Source organism: Undibacterium sp. YM2 (assembly GCF_009937975.1).
GTDB lineage: Bacteria > Pseudomonadota > Gammaproteobacteria > Burkholderiales > Burkholderiaceae_D > Undibacterium.
The window spans coordinates 1,037,279-1,049,302 of the sequence record NZ_AP018441.1; the positions used below are offsets into that span (position 1 = coordinate 1,037,279).

11 protein-coding genes are annotated in these 12,024 nt (G+C 51.7%); 4 read left to right on the top strand and 7 right to left on the bottom strand.

The features are described from left to right. Position 1: 1 nt before the first annotated feature. From UNDYM_RS04780 to UNDYM_RS04795, 4 genes are all read right to left on the bottom strand, one after another. Complete coding sequence (locus tag UNDYM_RS04780) at positions 2-1,531, bottom strand: efflux RND transporter periplasmic adaptor subunit (protein ID WP_162040011.1); 1,530 nt, start codon at positions 1,529-1,531, stop codon at positions 2-4. An 8-nt stretch (positions 1,532-1,539) separates the two neighbouring features. Beyond that, a complete protein-coding gene (locus tag UNDYM_RS04785; protein WP_162040012.1) occupies positions 1,540-2,832 on the bottom strand; it encodes a TolC family protein in 1,293 nt (430 codons plus the stop codon). Between the two features lie 139 nt (positions 2,833-2,971). After that, a complete protein-coding gene (locus tag UNDYM_RS04790) occupies positions 2,972-3,340 on the bottom strand; it encodes a hypothetical protein (protein WP_162040013.1) in 369 nt (122 codons plus the stop codon). Positions 3,341-3,373: 33 nt separating this feature from the next. Further along, on the bottom strand, positions 3,374-5,653 hold the full coding sequence (locus tag UNDYM_RS04795) for a heavy metal translocating P-type ATPase (protein WP_162040014.1): 2,280 nt from the start codon (positions 5,651-5,653) through the stop codon (positions 3,374-3,376). 252 nt (positions 5,654-5,905) lie between these two features. Here UNDYM_RS04795 and cadR point away from each other — a divergent pair, with 252 nt between their 5' ends. Together cadR and UNDYM_RS04805 are read left to right on the top strand one after the other, a co-directional pair. After that, the gene (gene cadR, locus UNDYM_RS04800; protein ID WP_162040015.1) at positions 5,906-6,352 is read left to right on the top strand and encodes a Cd(II)/Pb(II)-responsive transcriptional regulator; all 447 of its coding nucleotides are present in this window, start codon (positions 5,906-5,908) and stop codon (positions 6,350-6,352) included. Positions 6,353-6,387: 35 nt separating this feature from the next. Further along, positions 6,388-7,455: a DMT family transporter gene (locus UNDYM_RS04805; RefSeq protein ID WP_162040016.1), complete on the top strand. Its 1,068-nt coding sequence runs from the start codon at positions 6,388-6,390 to the stop codon at positions 7,453-7,455. 29 nt (positions 7,456-7,484) lie between these two features. On the opposite strand, the gene UNDYM_RS04810 is transcribed toward UNDYM_RS04805, so the two are convergent. Next, positions 7,485-8,051: a TetR/AcrR family transcriptional regulator gene (locus UNDYM_RS04810; protein ID WP_162040017.1), complete on the bottom strand. Its 567-nt coding sequence runs from the start codon at positions 8,049-8,051 to the stop codon at positions 7,485-7,487. An 80-nt stretch (positions 8,052-8,131) separates the two neighbouring features. On the opposite strand from UNDYM_RS04810, the gene UNDYM_RS04815 reads away from it, so the two are divergent. Both UNDYM_RS04815 and UNDYM_RS04820 read left to right on the top strand, forming a co-directional pair. Further along, a complete protein-coding gene (locus UNDYM_RS04815; RefSeq protein WP_162040018.1) occupies positions 8,132-8,677 on the top strand; it encodes a DUF2141 domain-containing protein in 546 nt (181 codons plus the stop codon). A 7-nt stretch (positions 8,678-8,684) separates the two neighbouring features. Further along, positions 8,685-9,608 (top strand): sterol desaturase family protein, encoded by a 924-nt coding sequence (locus UNDYM_RS04820; protein ID WP_162040019.1) that lies wholly within the window; start codon positions 8,685-8,687, stop codon positions 9,606-9,608. A gap of 87 nt (positions 9,609-9,695) precedes the next feature. Here the strand turns inward: UNDYM_RS04820 and rocF are convergent, their stop codons facing one another. Both rocF and UNDYM_RS04830 read right to left on the bottom strand, forming a co-directional pair. After that, positions 9,696-10,607, bottom strand: coding sequence for an arginase (gene rocF / locus UNDYM_RS04825; RefSeq protein WP_110255109.1), 912 nt, complete (start codon positions 10,605-10,607; stop codon positions 9,696-9,698). A gap of 34 nt (positions 10,608-10,641) precedes the next feature. Then, positions 10,642-11,721, bottom strand: coding sequence for an ornithine cyclodeaminase (locus UNDYM_RS04830; RefSeq protein WP_162040020.1), 1,080 nt, complete (start codon positions 11,719-11,721; stop codon positions 10,642-10,644). Positions 11,722-12,024 lie beyond the last annotated feature (303 nt).

A 12,024-nucleotide genomic window follows, 5' to 3' on the forward strand; every position in this document is an offset into this window, starting at 1 on the left:
CTTAGTGTTCATGACTGGCGGCAGCTTTGCCCAGCTCAGCCTTGATCAGGAAACTGTTCTTCGCAACATAAGCCGTGCCCGCCTGCAAGCCCTTGCGTATTTCTGTGTATTTGCCGTCACTGCGTCCCAGTTCCACCGGCCTGGCTTCCAGTTGATCGCCATAGCTGGCAAACACCGTGGCTTGTTCATCAATGATTTGTATGGCTTCATTGACGATCGCAACCGGTACTTCTACTTCGGCAGACAGCAGGGCCACATTCACAGTCAGGCCGGGATACCATACACCCTTGGTATTTGGCAGCAGCAAGCGTGCTTTGGCTGTACGGGTTTGTTCCCCCATGACGGCACCCACATAGCTGAGCTTGCCTTCTGCCGTTGCATCGAAGGCGTTGGCGCTGACTTTGGCGCTCTGGCCAGTTCTGACATTGCTGAGATCCTTGGCAGGTATGGCAATTTCTACCCAGACACTGCTGAGATCGGCTACTGTAAAAATAGCTGCATCATCCTTTAGTGACTGGCCCATGCTGATATGTTGCTCGGTCACTGTGCCTGCGATGGGGGAGCGAATTTCATAGCGGTTCAGGCTGCCCTTGCTTGCCATACCTGCACCCAGGGACGCCAGTTTTTGTTGCGCACTTTGCAGGGTGATATCGGCTTCCTGCATGGCATTGCGGGCTTGCAGATAATCCTGTTCGGCTGAGATTTTTTCTTCCCATAGTTTTTTCTCGCGTTCAAAATTACTGCGCGCCAGTGCATGGCGTTTTTGTGTTGCCAGCACTTCAGTACGCAAATCTACGAGGGCCTGGCTGGATATCACGGCCAGTAGCTGACCCTTGCTAACCTTGTCACCCGCATTCACCGCCACGCTTTCCACCACGCCTGCGAGGCGCGGCACGATTTGCAGCATGCGGTCTTCATTCAGTTTTACTTCACCCAGTAAATTCAGATTGCTTTGCAGTTTTACTGCGCCTGCTATTTCTGTCTCTACGCCATTTTGCTTGCGCTTCAGGGCATTCATGCTGACGCGGCCCTCTATCTGTTCATAATTGAACTGATAACTCTTGCCCGCATGCTGGGCTGTGATACTGGCTTTGAAGGAATGCGGTTCTTCGACTATCGCATCGCTTTTCAGATAATTTTTTTCTGCACTGAACTTGAAGTTTTGTACTGTCCCGCCCAGACGCTCCAGATTGATGCTGACATTGTTTGCTGCAGGCGGCAGCGGCTTGCCGTCCTGGTAGGCATACAGACGAAATTCTGGTGCCGTGTTTTGTTCGAAGATAGTCACTTCCAGCGCATAACCATCCTTGCTGAACAGTTTGCCACCATGCGGGCCTTTGGCGGCAGCCTCGGCTTCACTGGCTTCGTCATGATGTTCTTTGTCGGCATGTTCAGCCTGCTCTGCATGGCTGCCATGTTCATCATTCTTTTTTGATTTTCCTGCGCTCAGTATCAGCGCAGCCAATATTGCACCTATGAGGATGACGATGATGACTGGCACGGCAGTTTTTTTATTGATATTTAGTTTCATACAAAATCCTAAAATGAAGAGGTGGCGGTGAACAGGCTGAATTCACTGTCACCTATGTAAGCCTCGATATCCGCCGCAGCACGCTGGGCTTCTGACAGGCTGCGCAAGTATTGCGCCCTGGCTTGCAGCAATGAACGCTGGGCGTCCAGCACATCCATGAAATTGAATTTGCCGTATTCAAAGCCCTTGATGGCGAGCTCATATGCCTGTTGTGCGCCGGGCAGCATGTCTTTCTTCAGCATCTCGGCTTCTTCCCTGGCCAGGCTTAGGCGCTGATGGGCTTGCAGTACTTCGCCATGCAGGCGGTTTTCTGTGGCTGTCAATTCATCCCTGGCCTTGTCTGCGCGGCTCAATGCTTCCTGCACATTGCCCTGGTTGCGGTCAAACAGATTCAGCGGGATGCTGATGCCGACTATCGCCTGGTTGCGGCCGGTTTGCTGTTCACGCTTGTTGCCGATGCTTAAAGTCAGGTCGGGGATTTGCCTGCTTTTTTCCAGTGCGGACATGGCGATTCGCTTGTCCACTTCGAGTTGTGCGCGTTGCATTAATGGTGAGCGTGCCAGGGCTTGCGTCAGTTTTTGCAAGTCGGGCAAGGCGGGCAGGGTATGGAATTCAGCCTGCAGTTGCAGCTCAGCAGCCAGTTTGCTGCCCATGGCGGTTGCCAGACCTTGCCTGGCTATCAGTAATTCGCTATTGGCTTGTGCAAGTTCCACACGCACGCCAGATTCGGCAATGCTTGCCCGGGTGGCTTCCAGTGGCGGGATTTTGCCGAGACTGACCTGGCGGCTGGCAGCATGATTGGCACGCTGTGCCAGTTCCAATGACACTGTGGCCAGACGCTGGCGTTCTTGCGCAATCAAAACGGCAAAAAACTGCGTGGTGACTGCCGCCCTGATCTCGGCTGATTTGATCGCCAGCTCATTCAAGGCAGCGCTGCGACTGCGCTCAACGACGCTGATGCGTGCTTCGCGTTTGCCACCCAGTTCCAGAGGCTGGTTGATTTGTATGGTGGTGCTACGACTGTCTTGCCTGGCATCTTCGACGAGGACAGACAGTTCAGGGTTGGGCATGACGCCAGCCTGGCGCAATGCACCCTCGCTGGCTTGCACTTCACGCCTGGCAGCAGCGATGTCTGGGTTATTGGCAACGGCCAGTGCTATTGCCGTGGGCAGGGTCATTACGCCAGCGTTGGTCAAGGGCGATGAGTTTTTTACTGATGTTTGTGCCTGTGCTGATGCTGGAAACAGCATGGGACGCAGTAGTACAGCCACTATAGCGAGTGGCAAGAATAATTTTTGCATGGCATTCTCCAGAAAAACGAAAAGGAAGAATCCAGCAAGTAGCCGTCAAGTTTCTAGCTTTGGAAACGCTTTACGCGCACGCAAAATTACGTGACGAAAAAAAGCAATGAAATGAATATAGACAGATGCCTCGCCGGACTTAGGCGAAGGCCATCCATTTGGGACGTTCAGGTTGCGCAAGGAAAGGCGCAGGAGTCTGCTGCGATGCCGCAGTGAGTTGATAAGTAGTCAGCGTCGATTCTGTCAGCGGCAGATTGGATGAATGCGCACCCAGTGGACTATGTGCGCACGACGCACAGTCTGGGTGGGAAGTTGCTTTTTTTGCCGCTGATTTGTTTGCAGATTTATCAGCATGATTGTCACCATCCCTGGCTTCATGCTCATGCGGATGATGCCCAAAGTGTTGCGAAGACTTGTCCGTCTCATGCATGCAATACGCACTCGCCACCGACCAGCTTAGCTGGAGAGTGAAGGCGACGATGATCATAAGGATGAACTTTTTAAGCATGGTGCGAATTATAAACCCTAAAGCACATTGTCACTATTTCAGACGGCGAACCAGACGCAAACCGTTAAAAATCACCAGCAGGCTTGCACCCATATCAGCAAATACCGCCATCCACAAAGTCGCTATGCCCATGACTGCCATGACGAGGAAGGCCAGCTTGATACCCAGCGCCAGGGCAATATTCTGTTTCAGTATCGCCGCAGTGCGCTGACTCAAACGGATGAATTGCGGGATCTTGCGCAAGTCATCATCCATCAGGGCAACGTCAGCAGTTTCCAGCGCTGTGTCCGTACCTGCTGCACCCATGGCAAAACCTATGCTGGATTTGGCCAGCGCTGGCGCATCATTGATGCCATCGCCAACCATGCCGACTGTGCCGTGACCGGCCAGTTCATCATTGATGGCGGCCAGTTTGTCTTCCGGCAGCAAATTGCCACGGGCATCATCAATGCCCACATTTTTTGCGATGGCTTTTGCAGTCATTTCATTATCACCAGTCAGCATGACGGTGCGTATGCCCAGCGCATGTAATTCTGCAATTGCCTGGCGGCTGCTTTCACGCACAGTGTCTGCCACGGCTATTGCCGCCAATGCCTTTTCTTCATTCGCAATGATGACGGCTGTCTTGCCTTCCGCTTCCAGCGCGAACAATGCTGCCTCGGTAGCCGGGCTGCAAATCTTGAGTTCTTCTATCAGACGATGATTGCCGAGGTAATACCATTTGCCCGCTATCTGGCCTTTAACGCCACGGCCTGCAATGGCCTCAAAGTTAACAACCTCCAATGCGCTGCTGCCTTGCATTGTCGAATAGGCAGTCACTGCGCCTGATACCGGGTGGTCTGAGCGGCTTGCCAGGCTGGCTGCCAGTTGCAATGCAATGGTCTCTTCACCATTGAGTAGTTTGACATCAGTGACAACAGGTTTGCCCTGGGTGATGGTGCCGGTTTTATCGAGCGCCAGTGACTTCAGCTTGCGGCCTTCCTCCAGGTACACGCCACCTTTGATAAGTATGCCCGCCTTGGCCGCTGCCGCCAGCCCGCTGACTACAGTCACAGGGGTAGAGACAACCAGCGCACATGGGCAGGCAATCACCAGCAAGACCAGCGCCTTGTATATCCACACCATCCAAGGCAGGCCCAGCAGCAGGGGAGGAATGAGCATGACGCCGAGTGCCAGTACAAACACAATGGGGGTATATACCTTGGCAAAGCTATCGACAAAACGTTGTGTTGGTGCGCGGCTGCCTTGCGCTTCTTCCACCGCATGGATGATGCGCGACAGGGTGGAGTCAGTTTGCGCAGCGGTCACGCGGTATTCAAAAGAGCCGGTTTCATTGATGGTGCCAGCAAACAGCTTGTCACCAACTGTCTTGGCAACCGGTATGCTCTCGCCCGTGATAGGTGCCTGGTTGACTGAGGATTGCCCTTTGCTGAGTTCGCCATCAAGCGGGATGCGCTCACCCGGAGCAACCCTTACCGTAGCGCCTATGGCGATAACTTTGGCCGCAACATCCTGCCAGCTACCATCTGCCTGCAAGACGCTGGCAGTTTCTGGTGTCATGGCCATCAGGCCACGTATGGCATTGCGGGCGCGGTCCAGCGACATCGCTTCTATGGCTTCTGACAGACTGAACAAGACCATGACCATGGCAGCCTCTGGCCATTGTCCTATGATCAGCGCACCTGTGACGGCGATCGTCATCAGGGCATTGATGTTGAGGTTCAGATTCTTCAGTGCTATCCAGCCCTTTTTATAAGTGCTGGTGCCACTCAGCAGTATCGCCAGGGCAGACAAGAGCATGACGGGCCAGGCTTTTTCTGCGCCGCTGATGTAGGCATAGGTTTCGGCGAGTATTGCGGCTACGCCAGCAGCACCAAGCAACCACCATTTGTGTGCAGGGTTTGCTGGCGGAGGTGTAACTGCATCCTTATTGTCTTTGCCATCTTCACTTAACAGCACGGCCTGCATGCCTATGGATGTCAGCACGACCTGTATCTTTGCCTGATTGTCCAGAGTATGGCTGACCGTCAGTTTGCGTTGCATGAGATTGAAATCAAGCTGGGCTATGCCGGGCATGGGGCTTAGCTTATTGCGTATCAGGCCTTCTTCTGTCGGGCAATCCATGTTTTCTATGGAATACACCACGGTCGATGTGCCGGCAGGCGTTGCTATAGGCTTGTCATTGAGCTGCACCGCCTTGACTTCTCCATGGTCGCAACAGCTATGGGCATGCTTGTGCACTGGTTCATGCTTGTGTTCATGCCCATGTTCATGAGTGTGCCCTGAATGATCGTGTTGATGCTGATGCGCCATGCTGACTCCGGAAAAGAGGTATAGTGAGCATTAGACACCCTGTAGCAGGTATAGAGTCAAGCACTAGTGGACTGTAACAGTGAAAATCGGAGTGCCTGCCATGTGCGCGACGATCATGGCTGCGTTGCAAATACTCGCGATAGCCCCGCTATCGCTGTGTTTTGCGCCTTGCCCTGATGCGCCGGGCACATGTCCTTCACTCTCGATTCCACTGTTACAGTCCACTAGATTTAAATTGATGGAGTCATACAAATGGAATTGAAAATTGGTGAATTGGCAAAACGCTCCGGTTGCCTGGTAGAAACCATACGCTACTATGAAAAAGAAGGCTTGCTGCCACAGGCCAGCCGTTCGCAGGGTAATTTTCGTCTGTATGGCGAATTGCACGCAGAGCGCCTGCAATTCATACGACATTGCCGTTCCCTGGATATGACGCTGGATGAAATTCGCCAGCTATTGCAGTTCCGCGATGCGCCTGAGGATAATTGTTCAGAAGTAAATGCCTTGCTCGACAAGCATATAGAGCATGTCGCCCATCGCATCAGGGAATTGAAGGGACTGGAGTCGCAATTAAAGTCCCTGCGCAAGTTATGCACCAGTGCGCAGGCAACAAAGGATTGCGGCATCTTGCAGAACCTGGGTACGGCAGAGGAACATCCTGTGCGTAATCTGGGTAGCCACGGTAGTGGTTGTCATTGATAGCGATTTTGATATTTGCCAGATTAAAAAATTGTATGAAAAGCCATTTGATACACAAAGGTGTTGTTTACGCATTGCTGGCAGCTGCCCTGTTTGGCATCAGCACGCCATTTGCCAAAACGATGGTGGCAGATATGGCACCTGTCATGCTGGCAGGTGTCTTGTATTTGGGGAGTGGTTTGGGCTTGTCGCTGATTTTTATTTTACGCGCTGCCATTTTTCGTCACAGACAGGATCAGTTTGTGCCACTCACCCGTCCAGATTTGCCCTGGCTTGCCGCTGCCATTCTTACCGGCGGTATAGCAGGGCCTGTATTGCTGATGGTGGGTTTGACGCTGACGCCAGCTTCTACAACGTCGCTATTGCTGAATCTGGAAGGTGTGCTAACAGCATTGCTGGCCTGGTTCGTCTTCAAGGAAAATTTTGACCGGCGCATCTTTCTGGGGATGCTGTTGATCGTGGTCGCAGGTGTACTTTTATCCTGGGAACAAGTGCCGGTATTGGGCGTGCCCTGGGGGGCTTTGGCCATTGCCGCGGCTTGCCTGTGCTGGGCGATTGATAATAATCTGACACGCAAGGTGGCGGCCAGTGATGCCTTGCAAATTGCAGGTATTAAAGGCCTGGTTGCCGGTGCTGTCAATCTGAGCGTTGCCCTGGCATTTGGCTATCAACTGCCGCATGGCTACAACTTGTTATCGGTGGGTCTGATTGGGTTTTCTGGCTATGGTCTCAGCCTGGTCATGTTTGTACTGGCTCTGCGGCATCTGGGGGCAGCACGCACCGGGGCGTATTTTTCGTCGGCACCTTTTGTCGGGACAGCGATCTCTTTACTGTTTCTCGGCGAGCGGCCCGGGAACCTCTTTTGGCTGGCTGCATTTTTGATGCTGGCGGGTATCTGGCTGCACCTGACAGAAAACCATGAGCATGAACACGAGCATGAAGCTGTGCAGCATACACATGAGCATACCTACGACCTGCACCACCAGCATGAACATGAGACAGGATGGGATGGCACAGAACCACATGTGCATCAACACCAGCATCATCCCTTAAGGCACAAACATCCGCATTATCCGGATATGCATCATCAGCATGCTCATTGAATTGCCAGGCTCCATGCGATGCTGTCGCCTCAAGTCCGATTATTGTTTTTCAAGGGTTTTGCAACGAGCTCCAAAATAAACTGTTCCAGTTCATTCATGGTGGGGGCATCCGGTGTATCCACCCACCAGGCCATCAAATCAACTATGCCACCTGCGAGATAGCGACCCAGCATATGTCCCCTGGTTTCTGTGACATTTTGTTTTGCCAGATCTTTTTCTATTAATTGAAATACCATCTCCCGGAAACGGCGCTCAACGCCATAGCCGCTACGTCGGCCAATGACGTTTCTGAATACGCGACGATTTTCTTCCATATGTGCAAGCAAGCCAGGCAGGAAAGCAAAAGCCCGTACTTCTGTGTGCAAATCAGTATGTGCAATCAAAGCATCCCGCAAATCATTCAGGCTTTCTGAGAGCAGGGCATCTTTGCTGTCAAAGTGCAGATAAAACGTTGAGCGCCCGACGTTGGCCCGTTCACAAATTTCCTGGATGCTGAGTTCATCCCAGGCACATTCGGTCAACAAATTCAACAAGGCTTCACGCAGAGCCAGTCTGGTTTTGAGTATCCGGCGGTCAGTTGCTGTTTGCGTGAGCATGGTGTGATTTCCTGAACATTAAGGGGGGAAATGTCTGCAAATGGGCATGGAATGGGCTTTGGTTCTTCAGATAACTCTATTTGCTTGCGATTATGGACGCCTGTCCAATTTCAGACAAGTACATGATGACAAACACCGCCTGCAAACAAATTGCTGCAACGGCGCGCATGACACCTTCCTGGCTTTGCCGAGTTTGGTGTTTATCAATAGTCGTAGTTCTTGGTTTGTTCATGACCAGCAGTATCGTGAATGCCCATGATATCAATGGCAACCTGACAGTAATTGCGAACGGTTTTAAAACAGATACAGGGCATGCAATTGCCAGGCTCTACATACCGGGCAGCCAAGTCACCAGGAAAGGGCAACTGGAAATAAGCGCTTTAATCAAGAATGGGCAAAGCAGCTTTCTGTTTCCTGCACTGCCTGCTGGTGATTATGCGGTGGTCGTGTTTCACGATGCTAACGATAACGGAACCGTTGATCACAATTTTTGGGGTTTCCCCGCCGAGGCGCTGGGGTTTTCGAATGGTTTCAAAGTGAGTCTGTTTTCAGGCATGCCTGACTTTGAAAAGCTGCGTTTCACTCACGCTAATAGCGCGCAAACAATACAACTCACAGTGGAGTAAAGAGAATATGCATACCTCATCTGCCAAGGGCTATACACCAGAGTCAGGAGCTGGTTTTTTTCGAAATTTTTTCACTCATTTTGTCAAATTCTGGTTTTATCCACTGGGCTTGCTGATGACACTGATTTTCATCTATATGAACACGATGAAAATGCTGGGCGTGCCCAAACAGGCTTATTCCATCTATTTGGGCTTGACTATAGGCATCATGCTTTTTCTGGAATGGATCATGCCGGTACGGGCAGGTTGGGGCATGAGTTGGCGCAGTTTTTTACGCAGGGATATTCCCATGATGCTGATCAATGGCGTCGCCCTGGCTGCTACCAGCTTCTGCCTTACCGCGCTGACACGCTGGAGTGTCTTGCCTAAGTTTCACGATGCTGGTTGGATGCCCTGGTGGGCACAGGCCTGTGTTGCTATTTTAATTTCCGACTTTCTCTGGTACTGGGTGCATCGCTATTGTCATCAGGCACAAGGTCGCTTGGGGCAGTGGATGTGGAAAACGCATGTGGCACATCATCTGCCGCAGCAAGTATATGTCTTCATGCATGTGGTCGGCCATCCGATCAACGGTGCATATGTCAGGGCTATACTGATGCTACCACCTGTGTTCCTTGGTTTTTCAGAAGAAGCTATCTTTGCTGCTGCGGTGCTGACAGGTTTTCAGGGACTGGTTTCGCACTTCAACGTGGATGTGCGGGCTGGATATCTGAATTACCTGTTTATGGGAACTGAACTACACCGCTACCACCATAGTGCAGCGCTCAATGAAGGTAAGAACTATGCCGCAGTCATTACCATCTGGGATCAGTTATTTGGCAGTTTTGATTACCATCCAGGCTCACTTCCTGATGCACTTGGTGTCCATGACCCTGACGCTTATCCAGAAGACAGACAATTGTTGCGTGTGATGGCAATTCCATTTAAATAACCGATAGAAGTCAGCGTCACCAGCAATTCAAGATTTACCAGAACTCACTTCATCAATAGAGGTGAGATGAGTTCTGGTTTGTGACCATTACATCCTGACCAGCGTCGATTTACCAAACAGGCTTTCGATCAGATCAACCGCCAGCACGGCAGTCTGGTTGCGCACATCCAGTGCCGGATTGAGTTCGACCACATCCAGTGATGCCATCAAGCCGGTATCTGCGACCATCTCCATGCACAGCTGCGCTTCGCGGTAGCTGGGGCCACCGAGCACTGCCGTGCCCACACCTGGAGCGATGCCAGGGTCCAGGCAGTCGAGGTCAAAGCTCACGTGCAGATGGGTATTGCTGTCGAGATTGGCCAATACCGAAGACATGACATTGCGCATGCCATATTCGTCGATGTAGCGCATGTCGAAAACCTGCATGCCCATTTCATGAATGAACTTGCGTTCACCATCATCGACACTGCGTATGCCTATCAGACGTATGTCAGTTGGCTGTATGGCAGGCGTCTGGCCGCTGTAGTTGATCAGCTCTTTAGGACCGTGCCCCATGAGGCAGGCAACAGGCATGCCGTGGATATTGCCGGTAGGGCTGATGGTGGATAAATTGCTATCTGCATGGGCATCAAACCACAGCACGCGCAGTTTCTTGCCGACGCGGCGGCAATGTGCTGCCACCGCACTGATGGAACCTATCGCCAGGCAATGATCACCACCGAGCATCATCGGCATGTGGCCATCCTGCAAGGCCTTATCGACGGCATCGTACACGGCCTGGTTCCAGTCTATCGCCTCTTTCAAGTGGCGCAGGCCATTCACTGGTTGCTCCCAGGGATTGGCCGGACCATGCAGATTGCCATGGTCAATGACTTTCAGGCCGCGTGCCGTCAAAGCCTCGTTCAGGCCAGCCACACGTAATGCGTCGGGCCCCATGCCCGCGCCTCTGACGCTTGCGCCTACATCGGTAGGCGCTCCAATTAAGGAAATGGTTTTCATTCGTTTCTAGTGTAATGCCCTGTCAGGATAGACTTCAGGCGTTTATTGCTACTGCACAATCTGTATTGCTACGGGCAGGGCTGGCAACATTGCTGCTTGTTGCTGCCATTCCCATACCAAACAGGTCTTTCGGGTTCATCATTTCAGGTATCAGGTCCAGTACCGGTGAATTGGCCTGCATGACATATTTTTCCAGATAACGCATGGCAGAAAAATCTTCCAGCGCAAATCCTACAGAATCAAATACCGTAACTTGCTCAGCATGGCTGCGGCCTGTGGCATTACCTGCCAAGATAGTCCACAGCTCGGTCACTTTGAAGTCTGCCGGCATTTGCTGCAATTCACCTTCTATGCGCGATTGCGGTTCATATTCCACCACGACATGCGCATTATTCAAAATATCTGCATGCAATTCTGTCTTGCCTGGGCAATCACCACCTACGCCATTGATATGCATGCCGGGTTCTATCATGTCCGGGGTCAGTATGATGGCATTGGTTTTGTCTGCTGTCACCGTGGTTACGATGTCCGCGCCCTTGACTGCCTCGGCAGTTGAACTGGCGCGTATCACGCGCAATTCTGGATACATGCGCAAATTATGAATTAATTTGTCGGTTGCTGCAGGGTCTATGTCATAGACGCGCAACTCTTTGATGCCCAGCATGGCATGAAAAGCTACTGCCTGGAATTCACTTTGTGCACCATTGCCTATCAGCGCCATGATGCGGCTGTCTGGCCTCGCCATGTAAGTCGCTGCCAGCGCCGAGGTGGCGGCAGTGCGTATCGCGGTTGTCAGTGTCAGTTCTGACAGCAGGCGAGGGTAGCCGGTATTTACATCGGCCAGTACGCCAAAGGCAGTTACCGTCAGCAAACCAGCCTGGGTGTTTTTGGGGTGACCATTGACGTATTTGAATGAGTACTGGCTACCGTCAGAGATAGGCATCAGTTCTATGACACCCACGTCGGAGTGATTCGCCACCCGTGCCGATTTGTCGAATGACTGCCAGCGCAAATAATCTTCCTTGATCATGCCAGCCAGACGCGTAATGGCATCTTCGAGCCTGGTCTTCTTCAAGTGGTTTTGCAGTTCTTTTGTGCCGATGAAGGTCACCATGATGTTCTCCGTGTTTACCGTATTTACAGTATTTATATAAGGACTTGCGGGAACACATTTCAGAGGCTATTGCGAAATCACCCTGGTTTTCCTGATGTTGCGAGACTTCCATTCACTTCTTGTTACTTCCAGGCTTATTACTTCCAGGAAAAGTGATCTACTGAAAATCCACCAGACCCATTTCGCATCAGGCTCTTGCGCACCTGTTGTGCTATGTGTTCTGTTTACCATTGTAGCCAGCCGGGAAAAGAAATAGATTGCTAAATAAGATGTAAATTTCATGTAAATAGAAATTAAGTTTCA